The sequence below is a fragment of the Pseudomonas sp. PDM20 genome (assembly GCF_014852575.3).
Taxonomy (GTDB): Bacteria; Pseudomonadota; Gammaproteobacteria; order Pseudomonadales; family Pseudomonadaceae; genus Pseudomonas.
Genome location: NZ_CM181224.1, coordinates 5,340,112 through 5,359,573, shown reverse-complemented (window position 1 = coordinate 5,359,573; position 19,462 = coordinate 5,340,112). Strand labels below are relative to the sequence as shown.

Here is a 19,462-nt window from a genome sequence, read left to right as displayed (position 1 = left end):
GATGGGCGGGCCGCGTTTTCTCGACAGTGCGCTGTTCGACGAGGTCGCGGCCCGTGCCGCCGCCAGCCCCCGGCGCCGGCAGAACCACAACTTCCATGAGCAGACCGAGCCCTGCCATCGCCTGCTCAATGCGCTGCAACCCGACAGCTACATCCCGCCGCATTGCCACCGTCACCCGGACAAGGCCGAGAGCCTGCTGGTCGTGAAAGGCGCGCTGGGCCTGCTGATCTTTTCCGATAACGGCGAGTTGCTGACCACCCGCGTGCTGCGTGCCGGTGGCGACTGCGTCGGTGTGGACCTGCCGCCGGGCACCTTCCACGCCATCGTGGCGCTGGAGCCGGACAGCATCATGTTCGAAGCCAAGGCCGGCCCCTTCGTGCCGCTGGGCGAGGACGAGCGCGGGCAATGGGCACCGCGCGAGGGTGGGGCGGGCGCTGCCGATTACCTGGACTGGATGCGTTCGCAGTTCCCAGCCTGATTCGAGAGCGCGCCCGATGGGCGCGATTCGCGGGAATGGCCCGCGCCTACACATCGAATCCTGTCGATGCATGCATGGGCTGACTCGCATTTTTGGCGATGCATGGCACACCTATCCTGCGACCCTCACCAGACAACCGTCCGAGGTTCGCATGTCCCGTCTCCTTTATATCGATGGCCAATGGCTGCCCGCCGACAGCGGTGCCGTCCTGCGCCCGATCGCTCCCGCTACCCGTGAAGCGCTGCCGGAAGTCGCCTGCGCCGGTGTGTCCGACGTGGAGCGCGCCGTGGCTGCCGCCAAGCGCGCCTTCACTGACTGGAAGCTGACCAGCGCCGCCCAGCGCGCGGGCTACCTGCGCGCCTTCGCCGAACAGCTCGAAGCCCGCAGCGAAGCGCTGATCGCCCTGCAGATGCAGGCCAGCGGCAAGCCGCGCCTGGAAGCGGAAATCGATATCGGCGACGCCATCGCCACCTTCGCCTACTACGCCGAACTGGCCGACCAGCTGGACGCCCGACAGAACGCCGAAGTGGCCCTGCCGGACGCCGGCTACCGCTCCCAGACCCGCTTCGAGCCCATCGGCGTGGTCGGCCTGATCGTGCCGTGGAACTTCCCCTTGGTGACCAGCGCCTGGAAAGTCGCGCCGGCCCTGGCAGCGGGTTGCACCGTGGTGCTCAAGCCCTCGGAGATCACCCCGCTGATCGAGCTGGTGCTGGGCGAGATCGCCGACGTCATCGGCCTGCCGGCCGGCGTGCTGAACCTGGTGCCGGGCCTGGCCGATGCCGGCGCAGCGCTGTGCAGCCATCCGGGCATCGCCAAGCTGTCCTTCACCGGCAGCAACGTCGTCGGCCGGAAGGTCATGGAAGCCGCCGCCGCGCGCACCCTGCCGGTGGGCCTGGAGCTGGGCGGCAAGTCGCCGATCCTGGTGTTCGAGGACTGCGACCTGGACGAAGCCGTGCAGTGGATCATCGCCGGCGTCTACTGGAACGCCGGGCAGATGTGTTCCGCCACCTCGCGCCTGCTGGTGCAGGAATCCATCGCCGAGCCGCTGCTGGCGAAGCTGAAGGTCGCGGTGGAAGGCCTGCGCGTCGGTGACTCGCTGCTCGGCGAGACCGACATGGGCCCGATGACCAGCCAAGCGCAGTGCCGCAAGGTGCTCGACTACTTCGCGGTGGCTCGCGACGAAGGCCTGGCCTGCCTGACCGGCGGCGCAGCGGCCGAGGGCTGGTTCATCCAGCCGACCGTGTACACCGACGTACCGGCTGACAGCCGCCTGTGGCGCGAGGAAATCTTCGGCCCGGTGCTGTGCGTGCGCACCTTCAGTGATGAAGCGGACGCCCTGGGGCAGGCCAACGACAGCGATTTCGCCCTGGCCGCCACCGTGTGCAGCGCCGATCTCGAGCGCGCCCAGCGCGTCGCCGAGCATCTGGAGGCTGGCAACGTCTGGCTGAACTCGCCGCAAGTGGTATTCCCGCAGACTTCCTGGGGCGGCGGCAAGCGCAGTGGCATCGGCCGCGAGCTGGGGCCGTGGGGCCTGTCGGCGTTCTTCGACATCAAGCACATCACCGCGCCGCGCTGATCGGCGTCACCCCGTGCTCCAGGCGCAGGTCCTCGACCAGCGCCTGGAGCGCTTCGTTGTGCCCCGGCTCGTCGCGCACCACCAGGCTGTGGGTGATGCCGTAGCCGAGGCTGTCTGGCAGCAGCGCGCGCATCTCGCCCTGTTCCACCCAGCGCTCGGCGTAGTGCGTGGGCAGGTAGCCCAGATGCGTGCCGGCGCGTACGGCGTGGAGTACCGCCTCCATGTGCTGAGCGAAGGCCGTGCTGCGTTGCGGATCGGCGGGCAACTGCACGTCGGCCACCGCATAGCCGTGCTGGATCCAGTCGCAGCTTTCCAGCTCTGCGGCGTCCTTCACTGACTTGTCGAACAACGGATGCTCGCGCCCGCAGAACACGGCTACCCGCTCGTGGTACAGCGGCTCGTAGCGCAGGTTCGGCAGGCGCCGGCTGAAGCAGGCGATGGCCAGATGCAGGCGGCCGTTGAGCACCAGACGCTCCAGTTCGCTGGAGGATTCGATGAGGAAATGCAGGCGCACGTCCTGATCGCGGCGGTTGAAGCGCGCCAGCGTCTGGTGGATGCGTGCCTCGGGCAGGGTGGCGATGTTGTCGGCCAGGCCCAGGTGCAGCTCGCCGACCAGGCGTCCGGCGAGGGACTGCACCTGATCGCGGAAGTCGCCCAGCGCGGCGAACAGGCTCTGCGCATAGTCCAGTACCCGCTCGCCTTTCTCGGTCAGGCGGAAGCCGCTCTTGCCGCGTTCGCACAGGCGATAGCCCAGGCGCGTCTCCAGGCTGGCGATGTGCGTGCTGATGGTCGACTGGCCCATGCCCAGTTCGCCCTGCGCGGCGGAGAACCCGCCGCAGCGCACCACGCAGGCGAAGATGCGCAGCAGGCGCAGGTCGAGGTCGGAGACGTTGTGCAGCATCGAGGATGGGCCTGTGTCGATGTGAGATATGCCTGACTTCGAAGGCTATCAATGTATCGACAGGCTTGCCATGTGCGCCTGTCGTGGCGCTTCGGGCGCATGCTAGAGTGCTCGGCCCTGTCCCGCGGAGGTGATGATGTCCGTTCGCATGTCGGGCGCCGTGCTGGCGCTGTTGTTCTGCCTTCCGCTTGGCTTTGCGGGGATGACCGTTGCCGCGCCGATGCACAGCCAGTTCCTGCCCCCGGACGACGCCAGCCTGCGCCAGGGCGAGCCGGAGCAGCAGCAACTGCTGCAGGTCACCGAATACAGCGTGGTGCTGGGCAACCAGCGCCAGTCCAACCAGCAGCCGATCCCGATCACCACGCCGTCGCTGCTGCGCCTGAAGGGCAAGCCGCTGAACAAGGGGGCGCAGATCAGCCAGGTGGTCATCAGCTTCGACGCCGAGGGCAAGAGCCTGAAGAAGCCCGCCTACGACGAGAAGACTCGCGTGCTTAGCCTGTATTACCCGCAGGCGGCTTATCCACAGCTGCTCGACCTGCTGCGCAACGGCACCGTCTACGTGCAGTTCCTCACCTACGGCAACGGCCATATCTGGGCCGACCTGCACACCGGCGCCATTCGCGCGCGTTGAGCCGCGCCCGGCGCAGGGTTAAACTGCCCGACCCGTGGTGCCCGGCCTGAGCCGTTGCCGGCCGCGATCCCCGAGACAGCCGTAGAGAGAAGCGAGCGATGCGTAAAGACAAGAAGCAGGTGATTGGCGAAGAGATCAACGACGACGCCATCAAGCTGTTCCTCGACGTGGAACCGGCCGACGACACCCCGGCGTCCCTGCACAAGCTGGTCAAGGCCTACCGCGGCCTGCGCATCGACGACTTCGAGCGCTTCGTCGGCTTCTTCGTCGAGGCCGGCTACGACCTGTCCGCCAAGGATGCCCAGGGCCAGGACTTCATCGCCCTGATCCAGGACCAGCGCCAGGCCGAGCCCTACATCGAAGTGATCAAGGCTGCTCGCGGCTGATCGCTGCGAACTGCTGAAAAGCCCGCCCTGTGCGGGCTTTTTTATGCGCGAGCTCAGCAGGAAAACTCGAAGTAGGATGGCGTGGAGCGTAGCGATACCCATCACTTCCGAGCTGCGGACCGCATGGGTATCGCTGCGCTCCACCCATCCTACGAACAGACTCGCCGGACATCTCCGCGAATCCCCGCCTAGACTTTCCCTCAGAACGATAACGACAAGGCGAGGACGAAGCCGTGCAAGTACAGCCCTATCTGTTTTTCCATGGTCGCGCCGATGAGGCCATTGCCTTCTACCAACGCGCGGTGGGCGCCCAGCTCGGAGGCCTGATGCGCTTCGAGGAGGCGCCGGGACCGTCGCCGGTGCCCGATGGCTGGCTGGACAAGGTGATGCACGCCAGCCTGCAGATCGGCGAGACGGAAGTCTTCCTGTCCGATGGTCGCGGCGAGCACAACGCGGCTTTCAATGGCTTTTCCCTGCACCTGACGCTGCGCAGCGTGGTGGCGGCGGAGCAGGCATTCGCCGCCCTGGCGGAGGAGGGGCGGGTGGAGATGCCGCTGGAGAAGACCTTCTGGGCGCAGCGCTTCGGCATGCTCACCGACCGGTTCGGCGTCGGCTGGATGGTCAGCTGCCACTGAACCGCGCTGACCACGGACACGAAAAAGCCCGCCGGATGGCGGGCTTTTTCATGAGTGCGGCACTCAGGACGCGGCGACGATCTGCAGACGGTCGGCGGTCATCTGGTTGACTTCGCGGTACACCGCGGCGTCGGTTTCCAGCTGCTTCTCGCGGGCCGGGAAGATCTCCTTGAGCTTCGCGGTCCACTCGGCCGACTTGTAGCGCTCGGGGAAGCAGCGCTCCAGCAGGCCCAGCATGATCGAAACGGTGACCGAAGCACCCGGCGAGGCGCCGAGGAGGGCGGCGATGCTGCCGTCCTGGGCCGCTACCAGTTCGGTACCGAACTGCAGGATGCCGCCTTTCTTCGGGTCCTTCTTGATGATCTGCACGCGCTGGCCAGCGGTTTCGAGGCGCCAGTCGGCCGGGTTCAGTTCCGGGTAGAACTTGCGCAGGGCTTCGATACGCTGGTCCATGGACTGCATGACTTCCTTCACCAGGTAGCGGGTGAGGTCCATGTTGTCGCGGGCCACGGCGAGCATCGGCAGCAGGTTGCTGGTGCGCACCGAGAGCGGCAGGTCGAGGAACGAACCGTGGCGCAGGAACTTGGTGGAGAAGCCGGCGTACGGGCCGAACAGCAGGGAGGTCTTGCCCTCGACCACGCGGGTGTCCAGGTGCGGCACGGACATCGGCGGGGCGCCCACTTCAGCCTGGCTGTAGACCTTGGCCTGGTGGTGCTTGACCACTTCCGGGTTGTCACAACGCAGCCACTGGCCGCTCACCGGGAAGCCGCCGAAGCCTTTGCTTTCCGGGATGCCGGACATCTGCAGCAGCGGCAGCGCGCCGCCGCCGGCGCCGAGGAAGACGAACTTCGCCTTGACCTTGCGGGCATCGCCGGTCTGGGTGTTCTTGATGTCCACCAGCCAGCCGTCGCCGGAGCGCTCGAGACCCACGACCTTCTGGAAGTAGCGGACTTCGCTGCCTTCGCGGCTGGAGAGGTAGCTCAGCAGCTGGTTGGTCAGGGCGCCGAAGTTGACGTCGGTGCCGCTTTCCACGCGGGTCATCGCGACCTGCTCGTCGGCCGGGCGGCCGGGAATGGTCAGCGGGGCCCAGTCGGCGATCTTCGCGCGGTCCTCGGTGTATTCCATCGAGGAGAAGGCATGGTGCTGGGCAAGCATCTCATGGCGCTTCTTCAGGAACGGAATGTCCTTGCCACGCACGAAGCTCATGTGCGGAACGGGGTTGATGAAGTTGCGCGGTGCGCCGAAGGCGTCCTTCCCGGTCAGGTAGGTCCAGAACTGCTTGGACACCTCGAACTGGGCGTTGATGTTCACCGCCTTCTTGATGTCGATCGAGCCGTCAGCCGCCTGCGGGGTGTAGTTCAGCTCGCAGAGGCCGGCGTGACCGGTACCGGCGTTGTTCCACGGGTTGGAACTCTCGATGGCTCCGGATTCCTGCAGTTCGACGATCTCGAGCTTGACGCCCGGATCGACTTCCTTGAGCAGGACAGCCAGGGTTGCGCTCATGATGCCGGCGCCGACCAGCAGCACGTCCATCGATTCGATTTCGTTCTGCGCCATTAACGCGTCTCCAAAACTATCAGCAGCCAGTTGTGACAGGGGCCTTGCGCTCGTTGCGCGAAAGCCGCATGTCCGAATTCTTCTCAGGTCGCAAAGGACCTTTCGCGGAATGTCTCGGGCCGGGATCGGAGGAGGGGAAATGCGCACCTTCTCGGCAATCCACGGACAGACGAATTCATCCGCAAGTGCATCCGAAAGTGGCGCTTATGCGCGGCTTCCGGTGCCGAAAAAGCGATTCAGTGCTGCGGGGTCAGACGTCAATGGTGCTACCAACGCAAAACTCTTCATTGCTCGCCACACTCTCGTGAAGTAGTGAAAAACCTTCGATCACGCTCTTTTGGAGGCGTGAAGCTCAAAGGGGATCGTCGTCGCGGGCCGGTCCGGTCTCCGTGCGGAGGGGGCGGCTGCATCCTTGCCAAGTTCTGCGCAACGAACGTACAAAGCGCGACGGCCAGTGACCGAGGCGAGTGGCGACTCTCTTTGAGGGGTGGCAGAGGCGAGACACGGTGTGTCGGCATCGTGCGGGGCCCGACCAGGAGGCGTCCTTATAATCGGGGGGCGATTATAACGGCGAAACACAAAAAAAAGCTCTGCACCTTAGACTTTTTTCCTAGTGTCTACCCCTTGATTGACCATTTGTGCTCCCTCCCGGTGCGTCTTGCCTGCAGGTGGGTCAAGGCGGCCTATCGACGCGCGGCCAGGGAACCCTGAGAACGGGTTCCGCGTCCAATGGCCAAGCGCTATCTGACCGCGCTGCCCGCCGGTATACTGCCGGCCATCGCTTACCCCATGGAGAGATGAGCATGCTGCCTCGCCTGTTGCTCGGCTTTATCGCTGCCGCCAGCCTGACCTTGACCGGCTGCGCCCTCAGCCCGCAACAACTCAACCCGACGCCCGAGTTCAAGGGCCCGGTCGCCGCCGTTGGCCAGGGCCAGCCGGTGGTGGTGAAAGTCGTCGACGGTCGCCCGAGCACCGCGCTGGGTACCCGTGGTGGCCTGTATTCGGAAACCAGCCAGCTGACCGTGCGCAGCGAAGACGTGATCCCCAAGCTGCAGTTGCAGGCTGAAACCGCCGTGCGCCTGCTGGGCTTCACCCCGTCGGCCAACGCCTACAATGCGCCGCAACTGACCCTGACCCTGGCCGAGCTGAAGTACCAGTCGCCCAAGGAAGGCATGTACGTCACCGAGGCCGACATCGGCGCCACCTTCCGCGCCGACGTGCAGAGCGGCACCCGTCGCTACAGCGGCCGCTACGGCGCCTCGACCAACCAGCGTTTCGGCATGGCGCCCAACCAGGCGACCAATACCAAGCTGGTGAGCGACGTGCTCAGCGACGCGCTGACCCGCGTGTTCAAGGACCCGACCATCGGCCAGACGCTGAACCAGCGCTGATCGATCGGACATGAAAAAGCCCGCCGAATGGCGGGCTTTTTCATGGGCGCAGATCGGGGCGATCAGGCGGCCTGGCGGTACGGGTCGACCTCGAACGAACGCATGCGCTCGTCGGTTTCCGGCAGGTCCAGGTGTTCGTGGCCGCAGGCCTGGGTGTAGACCAGCCAGTGGTCGTCCTGGACGTTGAACGAGAGTTCGACGACCACGGCTTCGATTTCTTCCAGGTGTTCGATCAGGTAGGCGTTTTCGTGGGGGACGATGTCGAGCATGGCGAATCTCCTTGGCGAAAGACCGGGTTTGCAGAATTCGTTGAAGCCAGCAACGTGCCAGGACGCGGGAGAGGTCTTAGACCCTTTCTCGATAACTCTTACGCTCGTCGTAAATAAGCGTTGCGTGCTGGCTGCGATGGCGGCCCAGCGGATAAAATGCGCGTCGATTGTTTCTCATCCATGACGGGCCAAGCCCGTTCGTCCAGACTGACCCCGCTTTGCTTCGAAGTCGTTGGCGTGCAGTTCTGAAGCGGAGGTTGTGATGTCGCTGCAGGCGCTCTGGAGTCTTTTCCAGGCCCATCCCGGTCGTATCGTGAATGACCTGGCCTTGTTCTTCGCCCTGGCCGGAGGCTGGCTGTTGCTGGCGACCCGCCGCCGCGAGCGCCTCGCCCTGGCGCGCCTGGCCGCCGAGAGCGAAATCGCGCCGGTGCCGCTGGACAGCGTCGAGCCGACCGCGCGGATGAACCGCTTCTTCTACCGTTTCGGTTTCGCCTGCATGGCCCTGGCCGTGACGGTGAGCTGGTACAGCACCCGGCTCTGAGTCATCAGTGAATTGAAAAAGGCGCCCGAGGGCGCCTTTTTTCATGCCTGCTGCTTGAGCCGGTACTGGTTCAGCACCGGGTTGGCGTACTGCAGGATCAGGTGGCCGCGCTGCTCCGCGGGGCATTCGCCCAGGCGGCGCTCCCATTCGGTGCGCGCACGCTGCAGTTCCTCGGCCTTGAACAGGGTCTCGGCGCGCGGCACGTTCAGCGCGGCGTCGCGCAGGTCGGAGGCCTCGTAGGCGAGGTAGTGCACCGGGAACAACCGGTAGTTGCCGAGGATCTGCCGGTCCAGCTCGGCGGCGAGCTGCTTGGCGTCGGCGAAGTCGCCGGTGATCTCCTCGCCGAAGTTGATGTGCACCCGGCCCTTGTAGCCGGTGATGCCCTGCACGATGCTGCGGTCGTCCTCGCCCGGCGCCTTCGTGTACTCGCCGGTGGTCGCGCGGGTGAACAGCTCGCGGGCCTTGGCGGCATCGCAGGGGTCGTATTCGTAGCTGATGGACACCGGGATCAGGTGCAGCTGGCGAACTACCTCGGCAAATGGCTCGTCCTTGCGGCTCATGTGGAACATCTTGAGGATCGCCGAATCGGTGCGGTCGTCACCATCCTTGGCGCGGCCCTCGGCCTGGGCGATCCAGATCGACTGGCCGTCCTGGCAGATCGAGTGATTGATGTAGGCCGAGAGGTTCTGGTACGCCGCCAGTTTCTCGCGCCGACCGCTGATCGAGCGGTGCACGATGAAGCTCTTGTTCAGGCGCATCAGGTCGCTGACGAAGGACTTCTGCAGCAGGTTGTCGCCGATGGCGATGCGCGGCGTCGGCAGCTTGGCGTGGTAGATCGCGTAGTTGCAGAAGGCCGGGTCGACCACGATATCGCGGTGGTTGGCGATGAACAGGTAGGCACGGCCGGATTGCAGGCGCTCGACGCCGGAATAGGTGACGCCGTCGGTGGCGTGCTCGATGGTCCGGTCGACGTAGGGCTCGACTTTGTGCTGCAGCTCGCTGACGCTGCGGATGCCGGTGACTTCGCGGGCCAGCCGATGGGCTATAAGAGGTCTGAGCAGCCAGCCGAACGGACCGGACAGACGCGGGAAACGGTAACGCGCCAGCGCGCCGAGGAAGGCGTCATCGCTCAGCAGGCGCTGCAGGACAGCCGGGACTTCGGCGTCGTTGTACGGTCGGATGGCTTCGAACTCGCCCATCATGCTCTCTATGAATTCTCGGGGTATCACGGGACAGGCCGCGAAATAGACGGCCCGGATGGGTATGCCGCCGACTCACCGGCCAGGCGGGCACCCAAAAAGACCGCGCGATTATAAACGGAAGTCACGGGGGAACCAGCGATGCTCGAAAGTCAGGACTATTCCTGTCCCTATTGCGGTGAGCCGGCCGAGGCCGTGCTTGACCTCTCCGGGGGCGACCAGAGCTACTATGAAGATTGTCCGGTGTGTTGCCGGCCGATCCTGTTCCAGCTCCACACCGACGGCGTGGACTGGACCCTGGAAGTCCAGCGCGAGGACGATTGATGCAGCGAATCTACGAACCCGCCGACCTGATCGAAGCCGAGCTGCTGGGCGGCATGCTGGCCAACGAGGGCATTTCGTCGCACCTGGGCGGACGCCATCTGGTCGGCGGCATCGGCGAGCTGCCGGGCCTGGGCCTGCTGCACCTGTGGGTGGAGGACGACGTGGCCGAGCAGGCGCGCGAACTGATCGCCGCGTACAATGCCGCGCAACCCTTGCCGGGCTGCGCCGACGATCACGAGGGCGGTCCCGGCGTCCTGCTTTGCTGACCTTCTCCCCCGACGAGTCCCAATGACCAGCCGCTACGCCCTGTTCCGCTGGAACCGCGAGCTTGCCGAAAACGCCGGCTTCCCTGCCGACCTGCAGCCGCAGTGGAACGTCGCGCCCGGCGCCCGCGTGCTCATGCTGCGCGAGGAGAACGGCGCCCGCCATGCCGACCTCGCGCGCTGGGGACTGACGCCGGCCTGGCTGAAGGACCTGTCGCGAACCCCCGCCCATGCCCGTACGGAAACCATCGTTGAACAGCCGATGTTCCGCGATGCCTTCGCCCAGCGTCGCTGCCTGCTGCCGGCCAATGGCTTCTATGAGTGGCTCGGCGTGCGCAAGCGGCCGCACTGGGTTTCCGGAGGCGGGTTGATCTGTTTTGCGGGGGTGTGGGAGGCGTATCCGGTGGAAGGCCACACCTATTACAGCGTGGCGATGCTCACCCAGGCGGCGGGCGATATGCGCCGGCCGCTGATTCTCGATGTGCAGGAGCAGGCGCAATGGCTATCGAACGAGACGCCCGCCGCGCGCTTGCTGGAACTGCTGCAGTTGCCCCAGGCGCGGCTGCGCGTGCAGGCGCTGGCGAATTTCATCAATGACCCGACCTGCAATGGGCCGGAGTGCCTGACGCCGGCCTGAGAACTCCGGGGCAGTAGGATGGTGTGGAGCGCAGCGATACCCATCGCCCCCTGCACCGGCAGCATGGGTATCGCATAGGCTCCACCCATCCTGCCAATGCGTGCGCTGTCGACGGCAGCGCACGCCCGGCAGCCTGTCTTACACCTTGAACTGATTCACCAGCCGGCGCTGCTGCTCGGCCAGCTTGGTCAGCTCGGCGCTGGCCTGGGAGGCCTCGTCGGCGCCGCCGGCCACCTGATTGGCGACCATGCCGATGTTGCTGACGTTGCGGTTGATGTCCTCGGCTACCGCGCTCTGCTCCTCGGCGGCGCTGGCGATCTGGGTGTTCATGTCGTTGATCACCGACACCGCCTGGGTGATCGACTCCAGCGCCTGGGCCGCCTCGCCGGCGTGGCGCACGCTGTCCTCGGTCTTGTCCTGGCTCTGCTGCATCACGTGCACCACTTCGCGGGTGCCGTTCTGCAGCTGCTGGATCATCGACTGGATTTCCTCGGTGGCCTGCTGGGTCTTCTGCGCCAGGTTGCGCACCTCGTCGGCGACCACCGCAAAGCCGCGGCCCTGTTCACCGGCGCGGGCAGCCTCGATGGCGGCGTTGAGCGCCAGCAGGTTGGTCTGTTCGGCGATACCGCGGATGGCCACCAGGATCGCGTTGATGTTCTCGCTGTCGCGGGCCAGCGACTGCACCACGCCCACGGCGCGGCCGATCTCGCTGGCCAGCGCCTGGATCGCTGTGGAGCTGCTCTCGACGATGCGCTTGCCGTGATGCGCGGCCTGGTCGGCATGGTTGGCCGCTTCGGCTGCATGGGTGGCGTTGCGCGCCACGTCCTGGGCGGTGGCGGTCATCTCGTGGACGGCGGTGGCCACCAGCTCGATCTCCGCCAGCTGCTTCTGCACGCCCTGGTTGGTGCGGATGGCGATGTCAGCGGTGTGCTCGGAGGAATCGCTGACGTGCTGCACCGAGGTCACCACCTGGCCGATCATCCCCTGCAGCTTGCCGAGGAAGGTATTGAAGCCCTTGGCGATGGAGCCCAGTTCGTCGGCGCGGTCGCTGGTCAGGCGGCGGGTCAGGTCGCCCTCGCCCTGGGCGATATCGTCGAGCATGCCGACCAGCTGGCGCAACGGGCGGGCGATGCCATGGCCGACCAGCCAGATCACGGCCAGGCCGATGGCGGCGATCAGCAGGCCGACCAGGGTCATGCCCAGGGTGTCGCTGTCGCGCTGGGATTTCAGGTCGCTCTGCAGCTGGTTCAGGTCACCCAGCACGGCTTCCTGCGGCAGTTGCAGCATCAGGGTCCAGCGCGCGCCGGAGTCGGCGATGGTGAAGGGCAGGAACAGCTCGATGTGGCCGTGTTCCTTGTCCACCGAGGTCAGCGGCTGGTCGAGGGTGAGCTTGGCCAGGTTGGCCACTTCGCTGGCGTCCAGCACGCTGCTGGCGGGTTCGCCGAGCTTGGCCGGGTCCTTGGTGTAGGCGACCAGGCGGCCGTTGGTGGAGATCAGCGCCATCTCGCCGGCGCCGTCATAGAGCTGGCTGTCGGCGGTCTTGAGCAGGTCCTGGATGAAGTCCAGCGACAGGTCCACGCCGACGGTGCCCTTGAACTGGCCCTTGACCATGATCGGCGCGTTGAACGAGGACATCAGCACCATCTTGCCGGCCATCTCGTAGGGCGCCGGGTCGATGATGCAGGGCTGGTGCTTCTCTTTCGGACACAGGTAGTACTCGCCTTCGCGCACGCCAGTAGGCTGCATTTTCTGGCTTTCCAGGGTGTCGCCCATGGCTTCCACGGTCAGGCCGCCGTCCTTGCGGTACCACCAGGGCATGAAGCGGCCGCTGGCGTCGTAGCCGGGCAGGCCGGAGTACTGGCTGTCGTTGCCGGCGAAGGCGTTGGGTTCCCAGCCGGCGAAGGCGTCGAGCAGCTTGGGGTTCTGCGCCACGGTCTGGCGCAGCAGGTTGGACATGCCGGCGCGGCCTATGCCCAGCAGCGGCTGGCCGTTGGCGTCGGTTTCGTCGAGCAGGGCGTTGGTGTTGGCGAGGTCGCGGGCAACGGTGAGCGGGTATTCCAGTTCGCGCTGGATTTGCGCGACCTGGCCGCGCGCGATCGCCACCAGGCGATCGTTGATCACCTGCTCGAGCAGCGCCTGGGTACGCTCCTGCACCAGCGCCTGAGTCCGCGAGCCGGCGAACAGCGCGTAAAGCACCAGCGCCGCGACCACTGCCAGAACGCTGGCACCTGCCAACGCCACCACGGAAAACTGGATCGACTTGAATTTCATACGGGTACCCGGAATGCGCCAGAGGTCTGCGTGTCTATCTGTATCGGCAGGTCCGGGGATTTTCCTTAGGCGGCCGTTGTAATGGGTTGTAACGCGGCTGTTCGCCGCCTGTCGCAGGATTGTCGGCGCTGACCGGGAGGTCTAGCATGTGATGTCAAAATGAAATTATCTGGCCGTGGCGAGCGCCTCGACATCCTGGTTTCCAGGGTGAGATCAGACGCTGGCCGCGGCTAGCTCGCGGGTGTGGATCGCAGGCGCGATGCCGCGCACCGCGTACGCCACGACAGGCGCCCCCGGCACCTTCCGATGCGTCGGTGCGGTTTCCTAAGTCACTGCTGCGCCGGCTGTTTCCTGCCAGTTGCCGGGCATCGGGGGTGGGCCTACCATGCGCGCTGTCCGTGGGAGATTGCATTGTTTCGGGAGAGCAACATGCCCAGAGTTTTTCGTGTCGCAGGCCTGGCCGCAGCCCTGCTGCTCACCGCTTGCCAGCAGGTGAACACCACCAGCAGCGGTGTCGTCGGCGTCGATCGCAAGCAGAACATGTTCAGCATGCTGTCCAGCGCCCAGGTCGACCAGATGTATGCGCAGTCCTACCAGCAGACCCTCGGTGAGGCCTCCAAGGCCGGCAAGCTGGATGCCAGCAGCAATGACGCCAAGCGCGTGAAGGCCATCGCCGCGCGGTTGATCCCGCAGACCGGCGCCTTCCGTTCCGACGCGCCGTCCTGGCAGTGGGAAGTCAACGTGATCAAGAGCGACGAGCTCAACGCCAACTGCGGTCCGGGCGGCAAGATCATCGTCTACACCGGGCTGATCGATCAGCTCAAGCTCACCGACGACGAACTGGCCGCGGTGATGGGCCACGAGATCGCCCACGCCCTGCGTGAGCACGGCCGTGAAGCCATGTCCCGCGCCTATGCGGAGCAGATGGGGCTGGGCATTGGCGGCGCGCTGCTGGGGCTGGGGCAGAGCAGCGTGGACATGGCCCACCAGGTGGTCGAATACAGCCTGACGTTGCCCAATAGCCGGCAGAATGAGAACGAAGCTGACCTGATCGGCCTGGAATTGGCGGCGCGAGCCGGTTATAACCCCAACGCCGCGATGACCCTGTGGCAGAAGATGGGGCAGGCGTCGAACGGTGAAGCTCCGCCGGAAATCCTCAGCACGCACCCGGCGGACAGTACGCGGATGGCCAACCTGCAGGCCGCCATCCCGAAGGTCATGCCGCTCTACGAGCAGGCCAAGACCCGCTGAACAGTGTTTTTGCAGCAGGGGTTCGTGATTCTCTCGAACGGCCAGGAGCGGCGTAAGGTTGCGCCGCTTTATCCAGTGAACAGGGAGCACCCGTGAAAATCGCTGTACTCGGAGCCACCGGGCTCCTGGGCCACCACGCCGCCCGCGCGATCAAGGCGGCCGGCCACCAGCTGGTGCTGATCCACCGACCCTCGTCGCAGATCCAGCGCCTGGCCTACCTCGAGCCTGAGTGCCGGGTAGCCGAACTCTTCGATCACCAGGGCATGGCCCGCGCGCTCAGCGGGCTCGACGCGGTGATCTTCAGCGCCGGTTACTACCCGGTGCGCCCGCGTCGCTGGCAGGAGGAAGTGGCCAGCGCACTGGACCTGACCAATCATTTCTACGCCGCCTGCCTGCAGGCGAAAGTACCGCGTATCCTCTACGTCGGTTCGGCCTTCGCCATGCCTTCGCACCCTCAGGGGCTGCCGGGCCATGAGGGGCTGTTCTACGAAGGCCTGCCCACCGGCAAGAGCGCCTACGTGATGTGCAAGTGGGCGCTGGACGAACAGGCCCGCGAACAGGCCCGTGGCGGCCTGCCGGTGGTGATCGGGATTCCCGGCATGGTGCTGGGCGAACTGGACATCGGCCCGACCACCGGGCGCCTGATCACCGCCATCGGCCGCGACGAGATGCTGCACTACGTGCCGGGCCGGCGGAACGTCATCGATGCCTCCGAGGCCGGGCGTGGTCTGCTCAAGGCGCTCGAGCGAGGCCGGGTGGGGGAGCGTTACCTGCTCACCGGGCACAATATCGAGATGGGCGAGCTGACCAGCACCATCGCCAAGCTGCTGGGCAAGCCGGCGCCGACCCCGATGCCGCTGCACCGCGCCCGCGCGCTGGCGACCCTGGGCCGCTGGCGCTACCGCCTGACCGGCAAGATGCCGCTGCTGGACGACACCGCCATCGAGGTGATGGCCGGCGGGCAGTTCCTCGACGGCCGCAAGGCCCGCGAGGAGCTGGGCTTCGAGTCGCATGTGCCGCTGGAAGACACGCTGGAACGGGCCATTTCCTGGTTCCACGCCAACGACTACCTCTGACTTTGGCTGTCTTTGTAGGAGCGAGCTGTTACGGAGCTTCCCGCGAGAGCCGTATGTGCCGCATAGAGCGTGGAAGTGAATGAAAAAAGCCCGGCTCATGGCCGGGCTTTTTCATTGTCAGGGCAGCGCCTTCTCCGCAAAGGGCCGGTTGGGCAGCCCCATCTGCGCGCGGAAGCTTTCCATGTCGAACAGCGTGCACAGCTCCTGTACCTGGTTCTGGCTGTTGAAGGTCCAGAAGCCCATGGCCGAGATACTGACGATGCGGTCGCTGGCCGGGTAGCCCAGCACCGGGCGGGCGATGCTGCCCATCAGGGTGCTCCAGGTGAAGACCTTGTTGCCCTCGCGGATGCATTCCTCCACGGCCACTTCCAGGTCCTCCATGCCACTGCGGATCTCCTCCACCAACGCCCGGTAGCCGGCGTTGTCCAGCGGCTGGGCGGTGAAGGCGCTCTTGTAGATGAAGTCCGGGCTGTGCAGCTGCTCCACCAGCGCCAGGTGTCCCTTGTTCCAGGCAAGGTCGATGTGGTGGCGGGCGACTTTCTTCAGGTCTTTTTCCGGCATGGCGACATCCTTTGTCGTGGGAGGCTTCAGGCGCCACTGTGTATCGCGGGCGATACACAGGCATTGGCCGGCGCGCCAGCCTCCCGACGAAAGCGGCCGGTCAGAACGCTCCGGAGAGCTTGAGCGCGTGGTACACGGCAGCCAGGCCGAGGATGGCGAAGGCGGCGGCGGCCAGGCGGCGGATCAGGTTCAGCGGCAGGCGCTCGGCGGCGAAGTTGCCCGCCAGAACCACCGGTACGTTGGCGATCAGCATGCCCAGCGTGGTGCCGATGACCACCAGCCAGAAGTGCGGGTACTGCGCGGCCAGCATCACGGTGGCGACCTGGGTCTTGTCGCCCATCTCGGCGAGGAAGAAGGCGATCAGGGTGGTGAGGAACGGACCGAATTTCTTCAGCGAACCTTCTTCGTCGTCATCCAGCTTGTCCGGAATCAGGGTCCAGCCAGCGACCGCCAGGAAGCACACGGCCAGCACCCAGCTCAGCGTGCTTTCCGAGAAGAACGAGGCGACCCAGCTACCGACGGCACCGGCGGCGAAGTGGTTGGCCAGGGTGGCGGCGATGATCCCGGCGATGATCGGCCAGGGCTTGCGGAAGCGCGCGGCGAGGACGAGCGCGAGCAATTGCGTCTTGTCGCCGATTTCCGCGAGGGCAACGATCAGGGTGGGGACGAAGAGGGATTCCATCAGACTTCCTAAGGGGGCGGGTCGACTAATCACCATGACACGCGCCACCTGCCCGCCCCGGGTCAGGTTGCTCGTGTCATAGGTCTTGTCAAACCCCGGCCTGAACGCTGCAGGCCTGGATCGTACGCGCCATGGTCTGTGGACCAAGTGTGTTGACGCGTACCGGGCGAGCAGGGCGCTCGCGGGAGACTACTCCCCTAGGACGGGGCGCATTCTGCCCAAGTCCCGGGACTTGGGCAAGCCTGCGCGTCGGATCAGTCGCGGGTGGGGCGGATGTCCATGTCCTCGTAGCGGATGAAGCGGGTACCGTTCTTGAAGCGGTAGCCCAGCCAGATCGCCAGGAACAGCGGGATGGTGATGTAGGTGGCAACCAGCCCGGCCCAGTCCACATGCTCGCCGACGAAGGCCTGGTAGTTCTGCCCCAGGGTGATGATCAGGCACAGGGTGAAGGCGAACAGCGGGCCGAGGGGGAACCACTTGGCGCGGTAGGGCAGGTCGTTGAGGTTGCCGCCCTGCAGGACGAAGCCCTTGCGGAAGCGGTAGTGCGAAACGGCGATGCCCAGCCAGACGATGAAGCCGCACATGCCCGAGGCGTTGAGCAGCCAGGTGTAGACGGTCTTGTCGCCGATGAAGCTGGTGAGGAAGCACAGGGCTCCGATCAGCGTGGTGGCGTAGAGGGCGTAGCGCGGCACGCCGCTCGCGGACACCTGGGTGAACAGGCGCGGTGCCTTGCCCTGGGTGGCCATGGTGTAGAGCATCCGGGTCGAGGCGTACATGCCCGAGTTGCCCGCCGAAAGGATCGCCGAGAGGATCACCGCGTTCATCACGCCCGCCGCGGCGGCGAGGCCCGCGCGCTCGAACAGCAGGGTGAAGGGTGAGGTGCTGATGTCGCTGCTGTCGGTCTTGAGCAGGTTCGGATCGGTGTAGGGGATCAGCATGCCGATGACGAAGATCGACAGGATGTAGAACATCAGGATTCGCCAGAACACCTGGCGAATGGCGATGGGAATGGACTTCTGCGGGTTCTCCGACTCGCCCGCGGCGACGCCGATCAGCTCGGTGCCCTGGAAGGAGAAGCCGGCGATCATCGCCACCCCGATCATCGCCTGCAGGCCGCCGACGAAGGGTGCGTCACCGCTGGTGAAGTTGCTGAAACCGGGGCTGTCGATGCCATGCATGATGCCGATGATGCTGGCCAGGCCGATGCCGATGAAGATCACCACGGCCACCACCTTGATCAGCGCGAACCAGAACTCGCTCTCGCCGAAGCCCTTCACCGAGAAGAAGTTGAGCATGAACATGATGGCCAGGAAGCCAGCGCTCCAGTACATGCCCGAGACCTCCGGGAACCAGAACTTCATCACCAGCTGCGCCGCCACCAGCTCGGCGGCGATGGTCACCGCCCAGTTGTACCAGTAGTTCCAGCCCATGGCGAAACCGAAGCCATCATCGATGAAACGGCTGCCATAAGTGCAGAACGAGCCGGAATCAGGAATGTACGCCGCCAGCTCGCCGAGGCTGGTCATGAGGAAGAACACCATCAGGCCGATCAGCGCGTAGGCCAGCAGCGCACCGCCGGGGCCGGCAGTGGCGATGGTACTGCCGGAGGCGACGAACAGGCCGGTGCCGATGGAGCCGCCGATGGCGATCATGTTCAGGTGGCGCGGCTTGAGGGAGCGCTTCAGATGATGCGGCTTCTCCTTCGGCCCCATGGCGAAAGTCAGTTCGACGTCATCTCTAATTCTTCGGTTCACAGGTGTCCTCGATAGTTCAGGGCGAGCGGCGATGCGCCGATCCAGCGGGCTCGGTGGAGTGTAGTGCGAGCCTTGGATCAGCGCCGGGCGCTGTAGATACGGAAGCCGTCGGCCTCGGCCAGGGTGCGGCAGGGGCCCAGGTGCTGTTCGATCAGCGGCGGGTATTTCAGGAAGCTGTTGGCCACCAGGCGCAGCTCGCCGCCCGACGCTAGGTGGTGTGCCGACTGGCGCAGCAGGTGTTCGGTGGCGGCGTAGCTGGTGTGCACGCCCTGGTGGAAGGGCGGGTTGCTGACGATGGCAGCGAGGCCTTCCGGTGCGGCGTCGATGCCGTCGCCGGCGATCACTTCACCCTCCAGGCCATTGGCGGCCAGGGTCAGGCGGCTGCTCTCGACGGCGAAGGCGTCGACGTCCAGCAAGGTCAGGCGGCTCTGTGGATAACGTCGCTTGAGCGTGGCGCCGAGCACCCCGGCGCCGCAGCCGAAGTCCAGCACATGGCCGGCTGGCAACTTGTCCAGGTGTTCCAGCAGCAGCGCGCTGCCGCGGTCCAGGCGACCATGGCTGAACACGCCGGGCAGGGTGATGACCTGCAGCGGGCCATCGGCCAGTGGCAGTTCGTAGCGTTGCGCGAGGGCATGCAGGTCCGGCGCGGTCGGCGCGCCGTCGATGTGCGTGTGCCACAGCTGGCAGTGGCGGGCGCTGTCCAGCTTGCTGGCGCGGCCGAACTCACCGAGCTGTTTGCTGGCGCGTTCGACGCCGGCGCGTTTCTCGCCGACCAGATACAGCTCGCCGTCCGGCACGCAACTGGCCAGCGCGGCGAGCAGGTAGTCGGTCAGTTCGCGGGACTTGGGCAGGAACAGCACGGCGGCAGCGAACTGGCCCGTCGGCGGCGTGGCGCCGAAGTGGCAGCGACCGGCGTAGCGGCTTTCCAACTGCCGAGCATCGCCGGCATGCCAGCTCCAGCCCTGGGCCTGCGGCAGGTCGCCGAGCAGGGCGTCGGCGGGCAGGCCGGCGAGCAGGACGCGGTCCTGGAAGCGCTCGATCTGGCGCAGCAGCACTTCACTGGTGGGGGCGTTGGACAT

21 protein-coding genes and 1 riboswitch are annotated in these 19,462 nt (G+C 65.8%); of the genes, 12 read left to right on the top strand and 9 right to left on the bottom strand.

The window, feature by feature from the left end; all coding sequences use genetic code 11:
- Position 1 precedes the first annotated feature (1 nt).
- Positions 2-478, top strand: a complete 477-nt coding sequence (locus tag IB261_RS24670) for a WbuC family cupin fold metalloprotein (protein ID WP_192380958.1) — start codon at positions 2-4, stop codon at positions 476-478.
- A gap of 151 nt (positions 479-629) precedes the next feature.
- The gene (locus IB261_RS24665; RefSeq protein ID WP_192380959.1) at positions 630-2,054 is read left to right on the top strand and encodes an aldehyde dehydrogenase family protein; all 1,425 of its coding nucleotides are present in this window, start codon (positions 630-632) and stop codon (positions 2,052-2,054) included.
- Here the strand turns inward: IB261_RS24665 and IB261_RS24660 are convergent.
- Complete coding sequence (locus IB261_RS24660) at positions 2,038-2,955, bottom strand: LysR family transcriptional regulator (protein ID WP_192223905.1); 918 nt, start codon at positions 2,953-2,955, stop codon at positions 2,038-2,040. The two genes, IB261_RS24665 and IB261_RS24660, sit on opposite strands and share 17 nt — an antisense overlap.
- Before the next feature lie 136 nt (positions 2,956-3,091).
- Here IB261_RS24660 and IB261_RS24655 point away from each other — a divergent pair, with 136 nt between their 5' ends.
- The 3 genes from IB261_RS24655 to IB261_RS24645 all read left to right on the top strand — a co-directional run bounded on the left by IB261_RS24655 (position 3,092) and on the right by IB261_RS24645 (position 4,607).
- A complete protein-coding gene (locus IB261_RS24655; protein ID WP_192380960.1) occupies positions 3,092-3,586 on the top strand; it encodes a hypothetical protein in 495 nt (164 codons plus the stop codon).
- Positions 3,587-3,684: 98 nt separating this feature from the next.
- Positions 3,685-3,972, top strand: a complete 288-nt coding sequence (locus tag IB261_RS24650) for a PA4642 family protein (protein ID WP_017519723.1) — start codon at positions 3,685-3,687, stop codon at positions 3,970-3,972.
- 233 nt (positions 3,973-4,205) lie between these two features.
- Positions 4,206-4,607 (top strand): VOC family protein, encoded by a 402-nt coding sequence (locus IB261_RS24645; RefSeq protein WP_192380961.1) that lies wholly within the window; start codon positions 4,206-4,208, stop codon positions 4,605-4,607.
- A gap of 63 nt (positions 4,608-4,670) precedes the next feature.
- Here IB261_RS24645 and mqo read toward each other — a convergent pair whose 3' ends face one another.
- Positions 4,671-6,164, bottom strand: a complete 1,494-nt coding sequence (gene mqo / locus IB261_RS24640; protein WP_192380962.1) for a malate dehydrogenase (quinone) — start codon at positions 6,162-6,164, stop codon at positions 4,671-4,673.
- An 803-nt stretch (positions 6,165-6,967) separates the two neighbouring features.
- Here mqo and IB261_RS24635 point away from each other — a divergent pair.
- Positions 6,968-7,555 (top strand): YajG family lipoprotein, encoded by a 588-nt coding sequence (locus IB261_RS24635; RefSeq protein WP_081516300.1) that lies wholly within the window; start codon positions 6,968-6,970, stop codon positions 7,553-7,555.
- A 62-nt stretch (positions 7,556-7,617) separates the two neighbouring features.
- On the opposite strand, the gene IB261_RS24630 is transcribed toward IB261_RS24635, so the two are convergent.
- Complete coding sequence (locus tag IB261_RS24630) at positions 7,618-7,824, bottom strand: hypothetical protein (protein ID WP_081516299.1); 207 nt, start codon at positions 7,822-7,824, stop codon at positions 7,618-7,620.
- Positions 7,825-8,086: 262 nt separating this feature from the next.
- Between IB261_RS24630 and IB261_RS24625 the strand changes: the two genes are divergently transcribed.
- On the top strand, positions 8,087-8,365 hold the full coding sequence (locus tag IB261_RS24625) for a hypothetical protein (RefSeq protein WP_081516298.1): 279 nt from the start codon (positions 8,087-8,089) through the stop codon (positions 8,363-8,365).
- Between the two features lie 41 nt (positions 8,366-8,406).
- Here IB261_RS24625 and IB261_RS24620 read toward each other — a convergent pair whose 3' ends face one another.
- Positions 8,407-9,567, bottom strand: coding sequence for a 1-acyl-sn-glycerol-3-phosphate acyltransferase (locus IB261_RS24620; protein WP_151188253.1), 1,161 nt, complete (start codon positions 9,565-9,567; stop codon positions 8,407-8,409).
- Between the two features lie 138 nt (positions 9,568-9,705).
- Here IB261_RS24620 and IB261_RS24615 point away from each other — a divergent pair, with 138 nt between their 5' ends.
- The 3 genes from IB261_RS24615 to IB261_RS24605 are packed head-to-tail and all read left to right on the top strand — an operon-like array spanning position 9,706 to position 10,788.
- The gene (locus IB261_RS24615; RefSeq protein ID WP_081516296.1) at positions 9,706-9,888 is read left to right on the top strand and encodes a CPXCG motif-containing cysteine-rich protein; all 183 of its coding nucleotides are present in this window, start codon (positions 9,706-9,708) and stop codon (positions 9,886-9,888) included.
- On the top strand, positions 9,888-10,154 hold the full coding sequence (locus tag IB261_RS24610; protein ID WP_081516295.1) for a putative signal transducing protein: 267 nt from the start codon (positions 9,888-9,890) through the stop codon (positions 10,152-10,154). Before IB261_RS24615 ends, IB261_RS24610 begins: the two co-directional genes overlap by 1 nt.
- A gap of 22 nt (positions 10,155-10,176) precedes the next feature.
- Positions 10,177-10,788, top strand: coding sequence for an SOS response-associated peptidase (locus IB261_RS24605; RefSeq protein WP_192380963.1), 612 nt, complete (start codon positions 10,177-10,179; stop codon positions 10,786-10,788).
- Between the two features lie 138 nt (positions 10,789-10,926).
- Here the strand turns inward: IB261_RS24605 and IB261_RS24600 are convergent, their stop codons facing one another.
- Positions 10,927-13,059, bottom strand: coding sequence for a methyl-accepting chemotaxis protein (locus IB261_RS24600; RefSeq protein ID WP_151188251.1), 2,133 nt, complete (start codon positions 13,057-13,059; stop codon positions 10,927-10,929).
- A gap of 429 nt (positions 13,060-13,488) precedes the next feature.
- Between IB261_RS24600 and IB261_RS24595 the strand changes: the two genes are divergently transcribed.
- The gene (locus IB261_RS24595) at positions 13,489-14,310 is read left to right on the top strand and encodes a M48 family metallopeptidase (protein WP_151188250.1); all 822 of its coding nucleotides are present in this window, start codon (positions 13,489-13,491) and stop codon (positions 14,308-14,310) included.
- 92 nt (positions 14,311-14,402) lie between these two features.
- Complete coding sequence (locus IB261_RS24590) at positions 14,403-15,386, top strand: NAD-dependent epimerase/dehydratase family protein (protein ID WP_081516291.1); 984 nt, start codon at positions 14,403-14,405, stop codon at positions 15,384-15,386.
- Between the two features lie 117 nt (positions 15,387-15,503).
- Here IB261_RS24590 and IB261_RS24585 read toward each other — a convergent pair whose 3' ends face one another.
- The 4 genes from IB261_RS24585 to IB261_RS24570 all read right to left on the bottom strand — a co-directional run bounded on the left by IB261_RS24585 (position 15,504) and on the right by IB261_RS24570 (position 19,462).
- Positions 15,504-15,947 carry a ketosteroid isomerase-related protein gene (locus IB261_RS24585; RefSeq protein WP_045210962.1) on the bottom strand — a complete coding sequence of 148 codons (444 nt, stop codon included), beginning with the start codon at positions 15,945-15,947 and terminating at the stop codon, positions 15,504-15,506.
- 100 nt (positions 15,948-16,047) lie between these two features.
- Entirely contained in the window at positions 16,048-16,629 is a 582-nt protein-coding gene (locus IB261_RS24580; protein WP_192380964.1) for a TMEM165/GDT1 family protein, read from the bottom strand.
- A gap of 90 nt (positions 16,630-16,719) precedes the next feature.
- Positions 16,720-16,839, bottom strand: a riboswitch (yybP-ykoY riboswitch).
- A gap of 44 nt (positions 16,840-16,883) precedes the next feature.
- Positions 16,884-18,341 carry an amino acid permease gene (locus IB261_RS24575; RefSeq protein ID WP_081516289.1) on the bottom strand — a complete coding sequence of 486 codons (1,458 nt, stop codon included), beginning with the start codon at positions 18,339-18,341 and terminating at the stop codon, positions 16,884-16,886.
- 119 nt (positions 18,342-18,460) lie between these two features.
- Positions 18,461-19,462 (bottom strand): methyltransferase, encoded by a 1,002-nt coding sequence (locus tag IB261_RS24570; protein ID WP_192380965.1) that lies wholly within the window; start codon positions 19,460-19,462, stop codon positions 18,461-18,463.

Bases quoted from the DNA above. Each gene is read 5' to 3' on its own strand.
- IB261_RS24670 (WP_192380958.1), top strand. From the start codon at position 2: ATGGGCGGGCCGCGTTTTCTCGACAGTGCGCTGTTCGACGAGGTCGCG.
- IB261_RS24665 (WP_192380959.1), top strand. From the start codon at position 630: ATGTCCCGTCTCCTTTATATCGATGGCCAATGGCTGCCCGCCGACAGC.
- IB261_RS24660 (WP_192223905.1), bottom strand. From the start codon at position 2,955: ATGCTGCACAACGTCTCCGACCTCGACCTGCGCCTGCTGCGCATCTTC.
- IB261_RS24655 (WP_192380960.1), top strand. From the start codon at position 3,092: ATGTCCGTTCGCATGTCGGGCGCCGTGCTGGCGCTGTTGTTCTGCCTT.
- IB261_RS24650 (WP_017519723.1), top strand. From the start codon at position 3,685: ATGCGTAAAGACAAGAAGCAGGTGATTGGCGAAGAGATCAACGACGAC.
- mqo (WP_192380962.1), bottom strand. From the start codon at position 6,164: ATGGCGCAGAACGAAATCGAATCGATGGACGTGCTGCTGGTCGGCGCC.
- IB261_RS24635 (WP_081516300.1), top strand. From the start codon at position 6,968: ATGCTGCCTCGCCTGTTGCTCGGCTTTATCGCTGCCGCCAGCCTGACC.
- IB261_RS24630 (WP_081516299.1), bottom strand. From the start codon at position 7,824: ATGCTCGACATCGTCCCCCACGAAAACGCCTACCTGATCGAACACCTG.
- IB261_RS24625 (WP_081516298.1), top strand. From the start codon at position 8,087: ATGTCGCTGCAGGCGCTCTGGAGTCTTTTCCAGGCCCATCCCGGTCGT.
- IB261_RS24620 (WP_151188253.1), bottom strand. From the start codon at position 9,567: ATGATGGGCGAGTTCGAAGCCATCCGACCGTACAACGACGCCGAAGTC.
- IB261_RS24615 (WP_081516296.1), top strand. From the start codon at position 9,706: ATGCTCGAAAGTCAGGACTATTCCTGTCCCTATTGCGGTGAGCCGGCC.
- IB261_RS24610 (WP_081516295.1), top strand. From the start codon at position 9,888: ATGCAGCGAATCTACGAACCCGCCGACCTGATCGAAGCCGAGCTGCTG.
- IB261_RS24605 (WP_192380963.1), top strand. From the start codon at position 10,177: ATGACCAGCCGCTACGCCCTGTTCCGCTGGAACCGCGAGCTTGCCGAA.
- IB261_RS24600 (WP_151188251.1), bottom strand. From the start codon at position 13,059: ATGAAATTCAAGTCGATCCAGTTTTCCGTGGTGGCGTTGGCAGGTGCC.
- IB261_RS24595 (WP_151188250.1), top strand. From the start codon at position 13,489: ATGCCCAGAGTTTTTCGTGTCGCAGGCCTGGCCGCAGCCCTGCTGCTC.
- IB261_RS24585 (WP_045210962.1), bottom strand. From the start codon at position 15,947: ATGCCGGAAAAAGACCTGAAGAAAGTCGCCCGCCACCACATCGACCTT.
- IB261_RS24580 (WP_192380964.1), bottom strand. From the start codon at position 16,629: ATGGAATCCCTCTTCGTCCCCACCCTGATCGTTGCCCTCGCGGAAATC.
- IB261_RS24575 (WP_081516289.1), bottom strand. From the start codon at position 18,341: ATGGGGCCGAAGGAGAAGCCGCATCATCTGAAGCGCTCCCTCAAGCCG.
- IB261_RS24570 (WP_192380965.1), bottom strand. From the start codon at position 19,462: ATGTCCAACGCCCCCACCAGTGAAGTGCTGCTGCGCCAGATCGAGCGC.